Origin of the sequence: uncultured Jannaschia sp. (assembly GCF_947503795.1) — a bacterium.
GTDB lineage: Bacteria > Pseudomonadota > Alphaproteobacteria > Rhodobacterales > Rhodobacteraceae > Jannaschia.
Genome location: NZ_CANNEZ010000001.1, coordinates 2,342,265 through 2,360,850, shown reverse-complemented (window position 1 = coordinate 2,360,850; position 18,586 = coordinate 2,342,265). Strand labels below are relative to the sequence as shown.

General features: G+C 68.6%; 14 protein-coding genes. 10 read left to right on the top strand and 4 right to left on the bottom strand.

The window, feature by feature from the left end; translation table 11 throughout:
- Positions 1-118 precede the first annotated feature (118 nt).
- The 6 genes from Q0833_RS12320 (at position 119) to Q0833_RS12295 (ending at position 7,875) form a co-directional block, all read left to right on the top strand.
- Complete coding sequence (locus Q0833_RS12320; RefSeq protein ID WP_298434789.1) at positions 119-883, top strand: hypothetical protein; 765 nt, start codon at positions 119-121, stop codon at positions 881-883.
- 172 nt (positions 884-1,055) lie between these two features.
- A complete protein-coding gene (locus Q0833_RS12315) occupies positions 1,056-1,988 on the top strand; it encodes a sulfotransferase (protein ID WP_298434786.1) in 933 nt (310 codons plus the stop codon).
- A gap of 72 nt (positions 1,989-2,060) precedes the next feature.
- Complete coding sequence (locus Q0833_RS12310; RefSeq protein ID WP_298434783.1) at positions 2,061-2,825, top strand: family 16 glycosylhydrolase; 765 nt, start codon at positions 2,061-2,063, stop codon at positions 2,823-2,825.
- Between the two features lie 235 nt (positions 2,826-3,060).
- Entirely contained in the window at positions 3,061-4,350 is a 1,290-nt protein-coding gene (locus Q0833_RS12305; RefSeq protein ID WP_298434780.1) for an O-antigen ligase, read from the top strand.
- On the top strand, positions 4,347-6,545 hold the full coding sequence (locus Q0833_RS12300; protein ID WP_298434777.1) for a Wzz/FepE/Etk N-terminal domain-containing protein: 2,199 nt from the start codon (positions 4,347-4,349) through the stop codon (positions 6,543-6,545). Before Q0833_RS12305 ends, Q0833_RS12300 begins: the two co-directional genes overlap by 4 nt.
- On the top strand, positions 6,538-7,875 hold the full coding sequence (locus tag Q0833_RS12295; protein ID WP_298434774.1) for a polysaccharide biosynthesis/export family protein: 1,338 nt from the start codon (positions 6,538-6,540) through the stop codon (positions 7,873-7,875). The genes Q0833_RS12300 and Q0833_RS12295 overlap by 8 nt, the downstream gene beginning before the upstream one ends.
- Before the next feature lie 9 nt (positions 7,876-7,884).
- Here Q0833_RS12295 and Q0833_RS12290 read toward each other — a convergent pair whose 3' ends face one another.
- Positions 7,885-9,000, bottom strand: a complete 1,116-nt coding sequence (locus Q0833_RS12290; protein WP_298434771.1) for a glycosyltransferase — start codon at positions 8,998-9,000, stop codon at positions 7,885-7,887.
- 436 nt (positions 9,001-9,436) lie between these two features.
- Here Q0833_RS12290 and Q0833_RS12285 point away from each other — a divergent pair, with 436 nt between their 5' ends.
- Positions 9,437-10,153 carry a sugar transferase gene (locus Q0833_RS12285; protein ID WP_298434768.1) on the top strand — a complete coding sequence of 239 codons (717 nt, stop codon included), beginning with the start codon at positions 9,437-9,439 and terminating at the stop codon, positions 10,151-10,153.
- 32 nt (positions 10,154-10,185) lie between these two features.
- Positions 10,186-11,352 carry a glycosyltransferase family 2 protein gene (locus Q0833_RS12280; protein ID WP_367274961.1) on the top strand — a complete coding sequence of 389 codons (1,167 nt, stop codon included), beginning with the start codon at positions 10,186-10,188 and terminating at the stop codon, positions 11,350-11,352.
- Here the strand turns inward: Q0833_RS12280 and Q0833_RS12275 are convergent.
- From Q0833_RS12275 to Q0833_RS12265, 3 genes are all read right to left on the bottom strand, one after another.
- Positions 11,340-12,362: a glycosyltransferase family 2 protein gene (locus Q0833_RS12275; RefSeq protein WP_298434762.1), complete on the bottom strand. Its 1,023-nt coding sequence runs from the start codon at positions 12,360-12,362 to the stop codon at positions 11,340-11,342. The two genes, Q0833_RS12280 and Q0833_RS12275, sit on opposite strands and share 13 nt — an antisense overlap.
- Before the next feature lie 110 nt (positions 12,363-12,472).
- Positions 12,473-12,688, bottom strand: coding sequence for a hypothetical protein (locus Q0833_RS12270; protein ID WP_298434759.1), 216 nt, complete (start codon positions 12,686-12,688; stop codon positions 12,473-12,475).
- A gap of 178 nt (positions 12,689-12,866) precedes the next feature.
- Positions 12,867-16,067 carry a glycosyltransferase gene (locus tag Q0833_RS12265; protein ID WP_298434756.1) on the bottom strand — a complete coding sequence of 1,067 codons (3,201 nt, stop codon included), beginning with the start codon at positions 16,065-16,067 and terminating at the stop codon, positions 12,867-12,869.
- A gap of 260 nt (positions 16,068-16,327) precedes the next feature.
- Here Q0833_RS12265 and Q0833_RS12260 point away from each other — a divergent pair, with 260 nt between their 5' ends.
- Both Q0833_RS12260 and Q0833_RS12255 read left to right on the top strand, forming a co-directional pair.
- A complete protein-coding gene (locus Q0833_RS12260; RefSeq protein ID WP_298434753.1) occupies positions 16,328-17,848 on the top strand; it encodes a lipopolysaccharide biosynthesis protein in 1,521 nt (506 codons plus the stop codon).
- Positions 17,845-18,582 carry a hypothetical protein gene (locus Q0833_RS12255; protein WP_298434750.1) on the top strand — a complete coding sequence of 246 codons (738 nt, stop codon included), beginning with the start codon at positions 17,845-17,847 and terminating at the stop codon, positions 18,580-18,582. The genes Q0833_RS12260 and Q0833_RS12255 overlap by 4 nt, the downstream gene beginning before the upstream one ends.
- The last annotated feature ends 4 nt before the right edge of the window (positions 18,583-18,586 follow it).

Sequence of the window (18,586 nt, the reverse complement as noted above, 5' to 3'; positions counted from 1 at the left end):
CGGAATATTCTGCTAGCTCCGGGGCTTAGCACCGCCAGATCGGAGCCCGTTTGTCCGGGCCGGCCTTCGGATCACCGGGGTCGGGTGCAGATCGTCGCCGTCATAATGAGTTCTCGCCGTGCAGGACCCGCATCAGTTTTCCGACCGGCACCGGGGTGTCGCGGCCACCGAAACTGCGCTGAGAAGAATCCTGTTCTGGGGGCCGGTTCCGGTGCTGCTGGCCTGGTGCGTTCTGGTCTTCAACGAAGCGACGTATCCCATCGTGTCCCGAGGGTTCAGGCAGGCGCGGGAATACACGGTGATCGAGATGGTGACGGCCTTCGGGTTCGTTTTCGCGTTCGTGCTGGGTCTGTGGCTCGCGTATCGACACGCCCGCGCGTCGGGACTGGGCCTCGCGGTCGTCTACTGGGCGCTCTTCGCCCTCGTCGCGGCCCTCGCGGCGCTCGAGGAGACGCAGTGGGGCCAGCCGATTCTCGGCTACGAGATCCCGGAATGGATGCTCGAGGTGAACCGGCAGGGGGAATTCACGCTGCACAATGTCGAAGGGCTGCAGGGCAGGTCGGAATGGTTCTATCTCGTCTTCGTCGTCGCGGCGGGCCTTCTGACGCTGCCTCGGGTACCCGTCCTGCCGGGTCGCATCTGGACCGACATACGGGCCGATCCGACGCTCGTTCCGCTTCTGCTTTGTGTCCTCGTGACGACACTGATGAAGGTTTTCCAGGGGGCCTTCGATCCCGAAAGCGTCGCGTTCGATGCGATCCGCTGGACGACCGAGTGGACCGAAGGCTTCATCGCGATTTGGGGTGTCGGATACGCCGCCCTCCATATCCTCGCGTGGCGCCGCGCGCCTCCCGACCGGACGGCCGGTCGCGGGGCGGCCTAGGTCGATCGCGCGGGCCGCTCCAGCCGGTCATACATAACGCCCCGTGCCCGCGATATGGGCCGCACGATACGCCGGGCCATCGGCCGACCACCGCCGATCCCGACGCCGTCGTTGACGCGCGCATGCGGGGGTCCCCAGATATGGGCCCTCGGCCCTGCCAGCGAGGTTGGAGATGCGACCGGACTTCATCATCGGCGGGGCCCCGAAATGCGGCACCACGTCGCTTCACCATATCCTTCACCGCCATCCGGACGCGTGGGTGGCACCGGGCGAGCTCTATCACTTCGATGCCGACGATGCGGTCGCCCATTCGGAATTTCTCTCCGTCGAGCGCGGCGACCTGGTCTGGCGCGATCCCGACGACCCCGAGACCGCGGCATGGTATCGGTCGCGCTTTGCCGACGCGCCCGCCGGCGCCCTGATCGGCGAGGACACGACCACCTACCTGATGTCCGCCGTCGCGCCCGACCGCATCGCCCGCACCCTTCCCGACGCGAAGGTCATCTTCATGTTGCGCGATCCCGTCCGCCGGGCCTGGTCGCAATACTGGCACCTCGTGCGCTCGGGGCGGACCTCGCTGTCGTTCGAGGCGGCGCTGAGCGCCGAGCCGTCGATCTTGGTAGGCTCGACCTATGCCGGGCCGTTGAGGCGCTTTCGCGACCTCCTTGGTCCGGACCGCCTGTGCCCGGTGCTGTTCGAGGAGTTCAACGCGGTCCGCCAGGCGACGATCGACCGGGTCACGGCATTTCTCGGCCTCCCGCCGATGCTGCTGGAGGATGAGACAGGCTGGCAGAACCGCACCTTCTATCCAAAGCGGGCCGGAACGCTGTTGGCGCTGAACCGGATCGGTCGCCGACTCGTGCGCTACCGCTACGCCGCGCATCTGGGGCGCCGGTCGTCGCTGTCGGCGCGGTTGGGTCACCGCGCCTATCGCGCGTGGTACCGCGTCGTCTCCGACCGCGTTCTGACCGAGGCTGCGCCGCCGGAAGAGATGCGCCCGGTCACGCGCCGCTATCTGAATCGGCATCTCTCCGCCCGGAACGCGGGGCTGTCGGAGCTTCTCGGCCAAGATCTCGGCGCGATCTGGCCGGGGTTCACCGAGTGACTTGCGCGACCCGCACAGGCGCCTAGCATCGATACGCACGGACCCCCGACCTGCCCGCGTCAGGAGGCGCCCATGCCGACACGCCGTTCAATACGTCTCGTCCTCTGCCTCATTCTCGTGCCGTCGTCCGGCGCGGCGGAAGGAGCCTTTCTCGATCCGTTCGACGATCTCGACCGCGCGCGATGGTTCGTGTCCGACGGATGGTCGAACGGATCGCATCAGAACTGCATCTGGAGCGCCGATCAAGTCGCGGTCGCGGATGGACAGCTTCGGCTGACGATGAGCGCCGATGCGCGGGACGCGTTCGACCTGAGTTGCGCCGAGCTGCAATCGAATGCCCGCTATGGCTACGGCGCGTTCGAGGCCCGCATGCGGGTGCCCTATGCCGAAGGCATGAACGCCAACTTCTTCACCTTCATCGGCGCGCCGCAGGACCGGCCGCATAACGAGATCGATTTCGAGTTCCTGGCGCGCGATACCCCCGTCCTTCAGACCAATTTCCACACCGCCCGGAGCAGTACGAACGAGGCGCTGCACCCCATGCAGGACGACGCGACGTTCCGGACCTACGCCTTCGTCTGGGAACCGGGTCGCATCAGGTGGTTCATCGACGGCGCGCTGATCCGCGAGGCCAGCGACGCAACGCTGCCGGACGAGCCGCAGAAGATTTATGCCAGCATCTGGTCCACCGACCGGCTGACGGACTGGATGGGCAGGTTCGATCCGGCATCCGCCCCGAAGGTGCTGGAGGTGGACTGGATCGCCTACACGCCGCTCAGCGACGTCTGCCGCTTTCCCGAATCGATACTGTGCGTCGACGGGGTCGCCGACAACTAGCCCGCCAATCGCGCCCCCGCGACGGTTTCTACTTTGCCGGATTTGCTTGCGGCCGTCGCAGAACGACGCCGCGGGGCGACGCGGGTTCCGGCCCGACCGGCGCCAAGCCGCCGACAGGTTTGACGCCGCATCGCAAGCCGCGGGATAGAATGCCTAACCTACCATCCCAAGCGCATCGCCTTCGGCCATTCGCGGCGAGACCAAAGGTGACGGCGACAGATCATGGGTGACGGCAGTGACGTTCGATAGAGACAGGATCGCCGACCCCGCGCGCAACGCGGTTTTTGTTGTGCCGGCCATCGCCCTGTCGCTCTTCGTGTTCGCCTATTCGGTGCGTATCGGAGCGGTGTCGATCCTGGCGTTCTACGGGGTCTGGACGGTGGTGCTCTGCGCGGCACCCCGGCTCCTCCTCGAGCGGCCCCTCCCGGTGATCGCGCTGCTGGTGCTGCCCGCGATCTGCCTCCTTTCGACGATCTGGAGCGACGCGCCCGAGCGCACCCTCCGCAGCGCCATCCAGTACGGCACGACGGTCTTCTTCGGATTGGTCGCCGCGCGCGCGACGAGCGTTCCGAACCTCGCGCTGGGCGGGGCGATCGGCGGTCTCCTGGTGCTTCTCTATTCCGTGGCGATCGGCGGCTACTCCTACGACTTCCTGGACGGGTCCTATGCCTTCAACGGTGCGTTCTCCTCCAAGAACCAGCTGGGCTACTTCGCGACGCTAACGATCCTGTTCTGCGTCGCTTTGCTCTGGGCGTTCCGCATCGACGGGAAGCTCTGGCCCGCCGTCGCCGCGACCGCCGGTCTTGGTGTCGTCCTCCTGTGGATGTCGGATTCTGCGACGTCGATCCTGACGACGGCCGTCGCCCTCGTGACGGTCGTGGTCGCGCGGATGCTGCTTGGCCTTCCGCCCGCGCTCCGGCGCCGGGCGGTCGCGACGCTGATCGCGTTCAGCCTCGTCGCCGCGCTGGCCGCCTACATCCTGGGGCTCTTCGATGCGGTCCTTCTGGTCGCCGGTAAGGACGCCACGCTGACGGGTCGGACCTTCCTGTGGAACCAGGCGCTCGAATTCGGTGCGAGCCGACCGCTTCTGGGCGTCGGCTATGACGCGTTCTGGGTGCATGACCGGCCCGAGGCCGAGCGGTTGTGGGAGGAATTCTACATCACGGCGCGGACCGGCTTTCACTTCCACAACGTGCTGATCGAAGCCTATGTCGGCCTCGGCCTGCTCGGGCTGACGCTCGTCTCGGCGCTCTGCCTTGCGCTCTTCGCGGTGCCTGTGGCGGCAATCCTCGCGGAGGAGGGGACGAGCGCGGTCACCATCTGCGCCGGGCTGGCACTGCTGTTCCTGCCGCGCGCCATGGCCGAGGTCGATTTCATCACGCCCTACACCGTGGGCTCCTTCCTCGTGCCGTTCGTTCTCCTGAAGCTGCTCGATCACCGCGCACGGGGCGCGCGACCGGCACCGCTCCTGAGTGACATGCATAGCTTCGCCATCCAGCGCGCACCGACGGGGCAGGGCACATGACCGAACCCGTGCGCGATCGCCGAATCTCGTGGCAGCCGGTCACGACGCAGGGACTGGACCGCGGCGAAGCTGGCCCGCAGGCGGATTTCGGCGGCCTCTACAGGGCGGCGCGCCGGCAGATGCGTCTCGTGGCCATCTGCGCCGCCACCGGGATCGTCCTCTCGATCCTCATCATCCTCGGGTCGGTGCCGCGCTACATCGCCGGGGTCACCGTCCTTCTGGACGAGGAGCGGGCCGAGCTCATCAACCAGGTCTCGCCCCTGCCGAGCGTCGTGCGATCCGACGCCGTCGTGCAGAGCGAGATCCAGATCATCCGATCCGAGGCCCTCGCCCTGCAGGTCGTCGACGCGCTCGATCTCGACGAGAACGAGGCCTTTCTCTCGCCCCCGGTCGGGGCGACCCAGCGGGTGATCGACGCGGTGATGTCGCTGACCGATCCGCTGGCGCGCGCGCTGTCACCACGGCCGCCATCGGCGCCGTCGTCCGCAGACGGCGTGGCGTCATCCGGTGCGACGCCCGATCTGAAACGGACCGACCGCGACCGCGCGGCGGCAACCCTGCGCGACCGGCTCTCGGTCTCGCGCTCGGGGCGGAGCCTCGTCATCGAGGTCTCCTATCGCGGCTACGATCCCGTGCTGACGACCCGGATCGCACGGACCTACGGATCTGCGTACGAGCAGTTCAATCTGCGAACCAACAACGACGTGGCGGTGACGGCCGAGCGGTGGCTGCGCGACCGGCTCGAGGTGGTCGAGGCGCAAAGCATCTCCGCCGCCGCCGCCGTGCAGGAATTCCGCGTCGAGAACGGTCTTTTGGAGGTGCGCGGCGGCCTGCTCACCGAACAGCAGCAATCGGAACTGGCGAGTCAGCTCGTCTCGGCCTCGGCCGAAACCGCCGGCGCGCGCGCGCAGCTCGACAGCATGGAGGCGCTCCTCGCGCGGGCCGAAGCGGGCGGCGACATCGTCACCGTGCCGCTCGCCCGCGGCGAGGACCAGTCGGTCGTGCAAGGGATCCGGCGCGACTATGTCGAGGCGCAGATGCGCTATGCGCGCCTGGCCGACGAGTTCGGCGCCGACAATCCCCGCGCGCTCGACCTGGCCGCGACGATCGAGAACCTTCGGGACGCGATGCGGCTGGAACTGGAGCAGGCGACGGAGGCGGCACGCGTGGTCCATGCGGTGGCCCAAAGCCGTGAACAATCCCTCCAGGCCGACCTCTCGGCCGCCACGAGGATTGGCAGCGACGGGGTCGCGCTGCGCGGACGCCTGCAGCAGCTCGAGGCTATCGCCGCGACCTACGCGGAGGTCTATCGCGGCTATCTCAACAGCCTCGAAGTCACACTGCAGCAACAGCAATTCCCGATTTCCGTCGTGAAGATCATTTCCGATGCATCGATCCCGACCGGCGCCATCAGCCCGCAGAAGAAATCCGTGCTCATCATGGGAATGATGCTCGGCATCCTGCTGGGCGCGTTCCTCGGGGCCGTGCGCGAGTTGATGCCCAAGCCGCTGCGCAGCGCGTCGGCAATGCGCGAGGACACCGGGCTGCATTGCGCGGGCCTGCTCCCACGCCCCGCCGATGCGGGCACCGAGGATGGCAGGGCCACACGGATGCGCACCATCCAGCATCTCGCGGAAGCCTGCGAACGCCATTCCCGGTACGGAAGCGGCCTGATGGTCCTTGTGACGCCCCTCACGGCCGCCGAGGAATTCGGGCGCGACATGCCGCGTCAGCTCGGACGCCGCCTCGCCGCAGGCGGCGCGCGCGACGTTCTGCTGATCGATGCCGTCGAGCCTCGGGATGGCGAGTCGCAGCCGTTCGAGACAGAGGAGGCCGGTCTTCATTCCATCGGCCTCGAGGCGCTCTTCGTCGAACATGACGGGGCGGAGGCGCCGCATCGCGCCGGTCTTGATGCCGTCTCCGCGAACCTGCGCGAGCGGTTCGACGTCGTTCTCGTGCTGACGCAACCGCTGGCCGGACCGGTGGCACCCGATGCGCCGGGCTGGCCGGTGGATCTGGCGATCCTCCGCGTGCCTTGGGGCAGCGTTCACGCCAGCTTCGTCACCGATGCGCTCGTCGACCGCGCGGCATTCCGGTCGGTTCTCGCGACGACCGTGCTGGAAGGCGCCGATCTCGAGGCCGCGCGCCGGTACATGAGCCGCGGCAGCTACGAGGAGCGCGCGCTTCATGCCTAGATCGTTCGCCATGGTCGCGGTGACGCTCGCGACGATGCTCTGGGCCGTCCCGAGCCTGGGTCAGACCGCCGATCCGGGGGCATCCGAACTGTTGGCGCCGCGCCAGATGGTCGATATCCGCATTGGGCGATGGGACCCGCTGGAGGAGACCTATACCGCTTGGAGCGATATCGGCGGCGAGGTGCGGATCGCGCCGGACGGCACCCTGTCGCTGCCCTTGGTCGGGATCGTGTCCGCGGCCGGGATGTCGCCGCAGGATCTCGGCGACCTCATCGCGGTGAAGCTTGCGGACAGCGCTGGCCTCAACGGTCGCGTCGAAGCCAGCGTGCGGATCACGGAGTTCCAGCCGATCTACGTTACGGGCGATGTGCGTTCGCCCGGCACGCATCCGTATTTCCCGTCCATGACGGTCGCGCAGGCGATCGGGCAGGCGGGCGGAATCGACGACCCCGGACCGGAATTGTTGCGGGGCGACCGGGGTGCGCTGACCGCGCTCGGGACCTACCGCCTTCTCGATCTCGAGCGACAGCGGCGTCTGGCGACGATCGCGCGGCTGCGCGCCGAGATGGAGGATCGGCCCATCGAGGTGCCGCCCGAGGTCGCGGCCGCTCCGTTGGGCGCGGCATTGATCGAGCGGGAGCGGGAGATCCTTCGCGCCCGCCGCGCCTCGCTCGCGTCGAGCCTCGCGCAGCTCGACGAGCTGGAGGCGCTGATCTCGGAACAGGTGACGCGGCTCACGCGGCAGCTCGAACTCCGGAGCGAGCAGGTCGCCCTGATCGAGGCGCAGCTGACGGACGCCACGCAGCTGGTCGAGCGTGGCCTCGCGACGGCGCGCGGCGAGCGCGAGCTGGAGCGTCAGCTGGCCGATCAGCAGATCCGTCGGCTGGAGATCGAGACCGCGCGGCTCAATGCCGAGCAGCGCCTTAACGAGACGCGGCGCGATCGCCTCGACCTGATGGATGGTCGGCGCCTGACGCTGGTCGAAGGGCTGCAGGACCAGATCGCCGCGGTCGGCGATCTGGACGTGCGGATGGAGACGCAGGCCGCGCTCTACGCCGAGGCGCGCGAGATGGGGACCGCCTTGACCAGTGCCCTTGGCGAGATGTCGGCCGAGATCACCGTGACGCGCATGGGTGACGATGGACCGGAGACGACGCGCACTACCCTGACCGACCGCGTCCGGGGCGGCGACGTGCTGGACATCCGTCTGGGCGAGGTCTCCGTCGAAAGCGATCTTCCGGCCTTCGGGGCCACGGAGGGACTCGGGGCGCCGGGCCTGTCGTCGGGTGACGCCCGTGCGGAAGACCCGGTCGAGGATCCGCCGACCTGACCGCGGCGGCTAACCGGGCATCGGCACCGCAACATCCCCGCCGAGGATGTCGAGAAGGCGGTCGATCTGCCGTTCCGGGTCCATGTCGTCGCGCGCAGCATGCTGGCGTGCCGCATCCGAGGCGGCGGCATAGGCCGCGTCGTCGTTCCAGAGGGATCGCACGGCATCGACCCAAGCCGACGCCGGTGCATTCGGCGCGACGAGGATCCCTCCCGGCCCGACCGCTTCGGGCAGCCCTCCGATCGCCGACGCCACGACGGGGATCCCGCTGACATGCGCTTCGGCCGCGATCCGGCCGAACGCCTCCTCCCATTGGCTCGGGGCGAGGACGATCCGCGCGGTGCCGTAGACCGTCCGCATGTCGCGGGTGGATGGCCGCAGCGTGACGTTCGGCAGCGTGGCCAGCCGCGATTGCAGGCGCGCCTCGTCCTGCGGCCCGAGGCCCCAGCCCCGGACGAAGTCGAACGGGATGTCGGAGCACCGCTCCGCGACGTCGAGTGCGACCGACACGCCCTTGTGCGGATGCGGATTGATGAAGGTCACGGTCTCGCGGGTCGAGCGGACGCGGTAGCGGTCGGCGTCGATCATCGGATAGACGACATGCGCCCGCAGACCGTCGGTCTCGGCGAACCGCCGGGCCGTGAAGTGCGAGTTCGCGATGAAGCCCACATCGGTCAGACCCCCGAGCGGCCCCCCGAGATCGTCCGGCTCGACGTTGCGCAGGTAGATGAACGTGCGGGTCCTGCTCCGGTCGATGCTCCGGGCCAACGGAACGGGGCGCAGCGACTGGAACACGGCGACGTCGGCGCGGAAGTCGCGAACCACCTCCGCGGCGGCCTCCTCGGCATGCCAGGCGCGATAGGCCGGATAGCCCAGCGAATCGTCGCGGACGAACCCGCGTCTTCCGAGCTTCAGGAGGATCCGCCCCCGGACGCCCAGCAGGCCCGCCCCGGTGAGGCCGGACAGCACCGCCACCTCGTGTCCGCGGTCGCGGAGGCGGCGGACGAGTTCGTGCGTGCTCGACTGCGCGCCGCCATACATCTGGGGAAGATGGGGATGCGCGCTCCCGAAGAGGATCCGCATGCGTCGCCGGGAGAGCGGCGGGGCCGCGACATTCGCGTTCATCGGCGGCGTCCTTTCTCGGTCCGAGCGGATCGACGACGGGTATCCCGAATCCCGAATGGCCCCGCTCGGTCGAATTGTCCGATGGACACCCACCTTCGAAAGCGATGTCACGGGCCAGAGTCCGGATCGGCGGAAAAGAACGAACGCCGCGCCACCCGTCAGCGCAGTCTTGCCTACTTACCGGTCGAGCCCGCTAAGAAAATGGTCAAACGAAATATGCGGCGTAGATTGTGCTGCAGAGCGGCATGGCGAGTTTGACGACGGGGATGATAAACCCAACATTTCAATAGAAAGCGTGAGAGTGGTCCGGTTCGTAGACCGGGCCCTCTGCCGCGATGCGGCGACGGTGACCGCCTAAATAGGCGTCATCGGGGCACCGTGCCTCCGATCGGAGCGCTGGGCCATCTCCGCCGGACATAAGTTAAGGACAGGGACGATGTCAGACAGAAATTCCTACATCGACCACGACCTCTATCCGGTCGCCGTCACCGATCGGCCGCGTCATCGCTTCCTGAAATTCGCATCGAACGATCCCATCCCGGTCGGCGGGTGGTTCAAACGCGGGTTCGACGTCGTCGCGGTATCCGCGCTGATGGTCTTCATCGCGCCCCTGTTGCTGGGGCTGGTGGGGCTGATCTCGGCGACCTCTCGGGGCGGCGCGTTCTATGGCCATTGGCGCATCGGCTACGGCAACCGCCCGTTCCGCTGCTTCAAGCTTCGCACCATGGTCGTGAACGGCGACGAGGTCCTGGCCCGGCACCTCCTTCAGAACCCCGACGCCCGGCGCGAATGGGAGGAGACGCAGAAGCTCCGGGACGACCCGCGGGTGACGCCGGTCGGCGCGGTGCTTCGCAAGCTCAGCCTCGACGAGCTGCCGCAGCTTCTCAACGTCCTCCTCGGCGATATGAGCCTCGTCGGCCCACGTCCGGTCCCGGAGGCCGAACTCCGGCGTTACGGTCGCTCTAGCCGCTACTATTTGCGGGCGCGTCCCGGCATCACCGGGCTCTGGCAGATAAGCGGTCGCAGCACGACGTCGTACAATCGCCGGATCGCCTATGATCGCCTCTATGTCTCGCGCTTCCGCCCGGAGGCGGACCTCATGATCCTCGCGCTGACCGTACCGGCCGCCATCAGGGTCAGCGAGACGTCTTGATCGACGACCTGGCGCGCCCCACGGTTTCGGTCGTGATGGCAACCCATCAAGGTGCCGCCCATCTCGAAGCGGCGGTCCGCTCGGTCCTTTCGCAGACACATCGCGACCTTGAACTGATTGTCGTCGATGATGCATCCACCGATGCGACGCCCGCGATCATCCAGCGGATGGCAGCGCAGGACGGCCGCGTCCGTCCAATTACGCTGGCGAAGAATGTCGGTGCCGGGGCTGCGCGGAATGTGGCGCTCGACGCCGCGCGTGGCGACTGGATCGCCATCGTCGACTCCGACGACGTGATGCACCCCGCGCGGATCGGACGCCTGATCGCGGCCGCCGAGATCCTCGCGGCGGACATGATCGCCGATGACATGGTCTATTTTGGTGATCCGCAGACCGCCGGGGTCACCCTGCTCGGTGATCTGGGGATCGACGGCACGCTCGCGATTCCGGCGACGGCCCACGTGGCCAGCGATACCGCCGAGGCGGGACGTGCCTCGATGGGCTATCTGAAGCCTCTCATCCGGGCCGCACGCCTCACATCGCTCCGCTATGACACGCGGCTTCGGGTGGGTGAGGATTTCGACCTCTACCTGCGCCTCCTGCTCTCCGGGGCGGCGTTTCATGTCGTACCGGACCCGACTTATCTCTACCGGCGCCATGCCGGATCGCTGTCGCACCGTCTGTCATCTGAAGCGGCCTCGAGCTTGGTCGCAGCGCATGGCGAGGCGTGGGATATCGTCCGGCGCACGCGGTCAAACGACGGCGCCTTAGATGCGGCGATGGCCGCGCGCGACGCATTGCTCCGGCGGAAGCTGGACTACGCCCGCTTGGTCGAGGACCTGAAGGCGCGCCGGCCCGTCGTGGCGGCGATGCGGATCGCGCGCCGCCCCGCGCTCTTGGCCGACCTGAGGGACAGCCTGTCCGACCGCTGGCAGCGCCGACGGACGCAAAACGCGGGCCCGACCGAGGCGGCGACCGAGACGGTCGTCGTCCTGGCCCCGGCCGATTGCGTGGCCGAGATCGACGCGCCGCCCGATGCGATCCGCATCCCAGTCTCGCCGATGCGCGCGCCGACCGCGCGGACCGGCGACAGCCAAGTATGGCTCGCCCGACAGTTGGCCGAGTTGGCCAGCCGCGGCCCGGTCCGGATCGTGGCCGCAGGCGTCGAGGGTCGACACGCGGCGGGCTACCTGCCCTGAGGCGCATCGCCCGTGGTCGCCTCAAGCAGAAGTCGAACCTCCGCGCCGTTCGCCACCGCACCCGCATCGCCGCTGAGGTTTAGCTTGTCACGCAAGATGCCACGCGCGATCCGCGCGCCGCGACGACGCCCCCCGATGGCATAGCGCAGCGCCGCGCGTGCGCCATCCGTCCGCCGCAGGTCGAGAAACGCGCGGTGCTCGTGCTTCGCCCGTACCTCGTCCCGAAGCGCCCGGATCGCGTCGGAGAGCTCGCCGGGCAGGTCGTCGGTGGCCATGTGGCGCTCCACCACCCTGAGGAGGCGGGCAAGATCGTCGGTGCCGTGCCGCGCGCTGAGCGATCCGGGCCGGATCACGGCAAGATAGCCGGGGCACCGCGTGACGCTGAACCGCGCGCCGGCCAGCATCATCCGGACATAGAGGTCGTAGTCTTCCGCCAGGCGCAGAGTTTCATCGTAGCGCAGGCCGTGCGTCCGCAGGAACGGCAGCGAAAGGATTGGCTTCAGGAACCCAAGCTCCCCCCGCGCCATGCCCGTGCGGGCGAGATTGCCGCGGACGAACTCCGCCGTCGTCAGGCTCTCGAAGCGCGGGCCCCCTTCGGGGGAGGACAAGGCGGCGCTTGCCGTCTCCAGCGCATCGTCGGCCACGAAGGCGATGTTGTCGGCGGTGATCTCCGCCGGCGGCCCCGAGAGCAGTCGGCCGAGCCGTCCGGGCAAGAACACGTCGTCGGAATCGAGGATCGCGGCGATGTCGGCCTCGGCTGCGTCGAAGGCCGCGTTGCGCGCCGCGGCCGGCCCGGCATTCTGCGCGAACGCGATGACGCGGACCCGCTTATCGCGCTCGGCCTCGGCCTCGGCGAGCCTGAGCGTGCCATCGTTCGATGCGTCGTCCACGACCAGGACTTCGGATGTTTCGGGCTGGAGAAGCGCCGACCGGATGGCCCGGGCCAGAGTCGGCTCCGCGTCATGGGCGGCGATGACGACCGCGACGGCGGGACGATCCGGATGATCCATTCAGCATCTCCCGCGCCTCGGGTCGTGCGGGATGGTGCGCCGAACGGCGAGGGGATCGCAAGCGTCGGTCGATCGGACAGGGCCCCGTCGGGCGGCGAACCTTCGGCCGGTCAGGTATCTTTCGGCGGTGAGACGCTTGCCCCGCCGGGCTCTCGCGGGCGGGGGTCGACCTCGCGCTGGTCCCGGCTGCCCATATAGGCCATGAGCGCAATGGCGCCGACATAGGCGAGCTGCGCGACGACGGCGACGGCGATCGCGAAAATCGCCAGCTTTCCCGGCCCGAATCCGGCAATCGCACCAATCGTCACGGCGAGGCCGATCAGCACGAAAAGTCCGAACAGGAATTTCGGAAACCGCATCCGCCTTGGCCCCTCTCCGGCTCGGTTATCGGCGGATTATCGCTTACCGCGGCCCCTGCATCCTGTCACGGACATTCGGGGAAACATCCTGTTTTCTGACGCTGTGTGGATTTGCGGCACGGGTCAGGCAATTTGGTCTTTGCGTTCAATACGATCGGTCGGCGGAAACCGGTTCGCCGTAGATCCGGACCGGGGCGACCCCGAGAAGGGCCGACATCGTCCCGACATGCAGCGCCCCGCGAAGAAGGTTCGCATTGCGCCGTCGCGCGACGGGCGCGGTCACGAGCGTCGCGACCGCACACCATCCGACCTTTGCCGCGGCGCGGGCAAGGTTCAACGCCGCGTCGCCAACAGTCGCACCCTCGGACAGAAGGCTGCCATGGGTCTGGCCCATCCGGTAGCGCCGCTTCAGGAGCCAGCGCAGGCGGGCCCGGTCGGGCGGAACCGGCTCGGTCAGCCAGGCGTCGGGCGCGACCGCCATTCGGGCGCCACGGCGCCGCGCGGCCTCGAAAAAGGCGGTGTCCTCGCCGCCCGACACGCCGCGTCCGAGGTCGAAGCGCAGGCCTTGGAAGGCGGCCGCGTCGGTGTTCAGGAGCACGTTGCAGCTATGTCCCGCGATGGGCCGTCCGCGCGGGTCCAGCTCCGGGATGGTGTCGTGGATGCCGAGGGCGCGCATCCAGGCCGGTGCCTCAGCCTCGTAGATCGCGCGCACCGGGCCGACCACGGCGTCAGCGCCGTCTTCCGCCATCCGCTCGAGCAGGGATTGCAGCCAGTCGGGCGGGGCCAGTTCGTCGTCGTCGATAAAGGCGAGCCGGGTTGAGCCACGTCGCACCCCCTCGTCGAGGATGGCGTTGCGCGCGACGGAGATATTGCCCGCCGGGGCATGGAGGTAGACGACCTCGTGTCGCGAGCGGGCCGCGAACTCGGCCAGCGCGTCCTTGGCGCTCGGCTGCGTATCGTTGTCGCTGACGACGATGCGGAGCGAGATGCCCGGCGGCACGACCTGCCGCTCGATCGTGTCGAGGGTCGCGAGGAGCGAGGAGCGGCGGAACGTGCAGATCCCCACGGTGACCTCACCGGCCGGGACCTCCGGCGGAGGCGTGAACCGCCGCGTGATGGCCGGAGCGGGTGTGGGCCGGACGAATTGCCACCAGAAGCCCAGCGACCACGCCAATTGCATGAGCGCCGCGATCGGCCCGGCGGTGAGCGCCAAGGCGCTCCGGCGCGATAACGCCAGGACGATCCCGCCCCCGACGCAGGCCAGGAGCCATGCCAGGACAGGGGCCGCGAAGATCGGTTCGACGGGCGTCAGGGCGGAGAGGGCCACCAGCGGGGCGAGTGCCATCAGGACCGCCTGCCTGAGCCGTGGACGGATGCGATGCTTCCGGACCGTGCGCGCGCGGCCCCGCCCGAAGGCGAAATACTGCTTCGCCAGCGCGTCCAGCCGGTCCCGCGGCAGGTAATCGAGACCGGTCTTCCCGGTCAGCCAGAGCGACGCGCCGCTGCCGACGAGGCGAATGTCGAGCTCGGCGTCCTCGTTATGCGAAAAGCTCTCGTCGTAGCCGCCCACGGCGCGAAACGCGTCGAGCCGCATCAGGGCATGGTGCCCATGCTCGACGACGCGACCCGCACCGCCCATCCGATGCGCCGCGCCGCCGTTTCCAAGGCGGCTGTTCTGGACGAGCGCGATCGCCCGCTGCATCCGCCCCCGACCGATCGCGCGCATGGCGACCACGACGCTCGCGGCTCCGGTGCGGCGCGCCTCGTCCAGCAGCGTCTCGACATAGGTTTCGGGATAGATCGCGTGGGCATCCATGCGCAGGAACCACGTCATTCCATCGTCTGCCTGCGCCACCGCGCGGTTGAGCCCCGCGCTTTGGAGGCGACCCGGGTTGTCGATCACGTCGATCCTGAGATCGGGCAGCGCGGCCGCGCGCGCGCTCGCGATCCGGATCGTGTCGTCCCGCGATCCGCCATCCGACACCACCAGCCGGACAGCGCGCCCGGCGGATCGAAGGCGGCGCATCGACGGCGCGAGCGTGTCGATGACACCGCCGATATGCCGCGCCTCGTTCAGGGCCGGGATCACGATGAGCAGGCCGCCATCGGGCTCCGGCGTCGGCACCGGCTCGCGCGGCCCGAGCACGTCCGCGAGCAGGGCGCGGCATTCCGCACCGTCGGCGATCCATCGCGACCGGGGCACCGTATCCTGACGGCCCCGGAGGTCTGCGCGGGCTTCGGGGGTCAGCGCGGCGAGCGCTCGCGACGTCGCCGTGGCGGTCGGCGCGTCGAGGATCACCCCGATGCTGAGTGCCTGCAACGTCGCCGCGATCTCCGTGCCCGCCAGCCCGATCGGGGGGACGCCGATCGCCCCGCTCTCGTAGAGGCGGTTCGGCAGCAGCCAGTCCGAATTCGCGCCCGCGTCATAGCGGTCCACGAGCCAGGCGAGATCGACGTCGCCGTAGATGACCGGCAGGTCGTCCGGATAATCGTAGGGCCCCTCGAACGTGAGGTCCGGGTTGGCCGCGACGATCTCGTGGAACCCGGGCACGGCGTCGAGCGCGGGCCGTCCCCGCAGGATAACGCGGTAGCGGCCGGGCGCCGCGCGGGTCACGGCGTCGAGACAGGCGAGCGACCATGCGCATCGAAGGATCCCGAACCAGCCAATCCGGATCGCCTCCTCCGCCTCGTCTCGGCGGCGCGGGGGGGGCACCATTCCCGCCAGATCGGCCTCGGGCACCTTGTTCTCGACGAGCGCAATGGGGGCGCGGCATTGGCCGAAATGTTCGACATATTCGCGCGCGAAGGCCGGCGAGGAGAGCAGAAGGAGGTCGATCTCGCGGCACAGCCGACGCTCGATCCGGCGCAGAAGACGTGAGGACCGACCGGTGCCGACGAGCAGACGGTGGATGTCGAGAACTTCGTAGATCAACCGGATCGGAGGACCGGCACCGAACCCGCGCCGCAGGGGGCCGGCCAGCGCCAGCATCTCGAGGTTTCTCGCGATGATGGCGTCGGGGCGACCGACGCTTCGTAGCGCGCGTCGAAGGCCTCTCCGGGCGCGGAGGATGGAGACGATCCGATGCGCCATGCGCGCGTTGCGGGTCCGGCCGAGCACGATTGCCGCGCCGGGCAGGGGGCCATCGCCCCGCCGGAACCCCGCAAGATCGACCTCGGCCCCGGCGCGACGAAGCATCCGCACGCGCCGCCAGATTGCCGGATCGTCGAGGTCATGGGCGAGATAGAGGACGCGCCCGGCGGATGCCTGATCCGAGACGTCCCTGTCCGTCGAGGTCGCCGTCTCCGCAGCACCGCCGGTTGTCTCGCCCTGCTGCGCTGATGCCATATCGGGTCCTCGGACGATCCACTCGTGGCCCATCGCATCAGCGACGCCCGTCCTCCTCTAGCCCTTCCTGTGGTCCCGTGGCGCTTCGCCCGTCCGGTCGCTGTCGGTGAGCGCGTTTTCGCCTCACTCGCCCGCTATTTGTGCAGGAAATGGCCCTTCTGCGGAATCGGTGTTTTTCGGGTCTCGGGAGAACTGGCCGAGCGTTGAGGCTTGTGTGACGCTCTTCTGCGTTTCTCCGCGCAACCCCGCGAAAGACGTGTATGCCCCTCTACGACCCAAACGGCACGGTCGATGCCTCGGCATTGAGCAGCTTCAGCGGCACCGTCCTGCGCGGCAGCCTGCATACGGGGCTGAGTCAGGTCGTGACCGTGGGGTGCCAAATCCTGTCGGTCATCGTCCTGTCGCGACTCCTGGGGGCCAGCGATTTCGGGCTCGTCGCCATGGTCGGCCCGGTGATCGTGCTGGTGTCGATCTTCAAGGAACTCGGCCTGATGCAGGCGATCGTCCAGAAGGACGATCTGACCTACGGGCAGGTCAATTCGCTCTTCTGGGTCAACGCCTCGGTCAGCCTCTTCTTCACCCTGCTTCTGGTCCTCGCGGCGCCCCTCATCGCCGATTTCTACCGCGAGCCGGCGCTGGTCGCGATCCTGCAGGTGATGGCCCTCACGATCCTCGTGTCGGGCCTCGGGGCACAGCATTTCGCCCTCCTGAACCGGGGCATGATGTTCGGGCGGCTTGCCATCAACGCCGGTGCGGTCGCCGTCTGTACGCTCGGCACCTCGATCCTCTGGGCGTCCGTCGCGCCATCGCCCTGGGCCCTCGTCGCGGGCATGGTCGCAGGGTCGGCGCTCGGAACGCTCATGGTCTGGCTCTGGGTGCCGTGGCGGCCCGGACGTCCGGCCATGGCGCCCGGCACGGCGGACCTGCTGGGCTTCGGCGCGGGCATCACCGGCTTCAAGCTGGCGAATTTCTTCTCGCGCAATCTCGACAACGTCCTGATCGGACGGGTCTGGGGCAGCGAGGCGCTCGGCCTCTACGACCGCGCCTACAAGCTGCTGCTCTTTCCGCTCAACCGCGTCGCGCAGCCTCTCTCGCAGATCATGGTGCCGGTCCTGTCGAGATTGCAGCGCGAGCCGGATCGATACGCACACGCCTTCTTTCGCGTGTTCGGTCTTCTGCAGCTGGCGGTCATGCCCGGCGTCGCGGCGCTCACGGCGATGGCCGATACCGCGGTTCCCTTTCTGCTCGGTGCGAAATGGGCCGCAAGCGCGCCGATCTTCGCCGCACTGGGGATTGCCGGGCTGACGCAGTCGCTCGCGAACCCGACAGGGTGGCTCTTCATCAGCCAGGGGCGCACGACAGAGATGGCGTGGTGGGGACTCGCCTCGGCGATCGCCACCTGCACGGCCTTTGCGGTCGGCGTCCAATATGGCGTCGTGGCCCTCGCGATGGCCTATGCCGCGGTATCGGCGCTCAAGCTCCTGCCGCTCTGGATGCTGATCTGCCGGAAGGGCCCGATCCGCGCGGACAGCATCCGCCGGCGCATCGGTCCCGCGCTCGCCGCCGGTGCCACGGCGTACGGCGTGCTCTGGGTCGCGCAGGCGGGACTTGCGGGACCGGCCGCGCTGCGACTGCTGGCTGGCGTGCTCCTCTCCTACGCGGTCTTCGCGGCGGTGTTCTCGCTCAGCCGCTACGGTCGCGACATCATGCACGAGGCGTTTGACCTCGGGATGAAGGCGATGCGGAAGACCCGGAGCTGGGCATCGGGAGGCGCGACGTGACCCGGCTCGACCGCATCAGGGCCCGGCTCGAATGGCGTCTCTGGCCGGACCGGATGCTGGCCGAGGCGCAGCCGACGCCGGACCCGAACCTCGAAGCGGTCTACCTGAAGCGGGGGATCGTCCTGATCCACATTCCGAAGAACGCGGGCACATCGGTCGAGGACGCCCTCTATGGCTACCGCGTCCGGCATCGGACCTGGCGGGAGCTTCGCGCGTCCTGTCCGCGGGCCTGGGCCACGCTGCCGAAGGTGGCGATCCTGCGCGAGCCGGTCGAGCGGTTCCTCTCGGCTTACGATTACCTGCGGGCGGGCGGGCGCAACAGGCTGGACCGGACCTTCGGGATGCTCCTGGTCGGCGACGATCCGATCGACGCCCTGACCGCGCGGATGACGACGGATGCCTCCTTCCGCCGGCACGCGATGAGCTACTTTCACTTTCGTCCGCAATCCGACTTCGTCTGCGACGACGGCAAGCCGGTGGTCGATCACCTGATACCCAAGCCCAGAATGGCGGCCGAGCTTCAGCGGGTCGCGGGCCTGCCGCCCGGCGCCCTCGAACACAAGAACCGCAGCACCGGTCCGCGGACGTCGCGCGCCGCGCTCTCCGACGGTGTCATCGACCGCATTCGCACACTCTACCGGGCCGACGGCGAGCTCTACGACGACGCCTGTGCCGCCCCGCCGGATATCCGCGCGGCGGAGGTCCGGGCCGACCCCACATCGCGACCTCAGTGAAAGG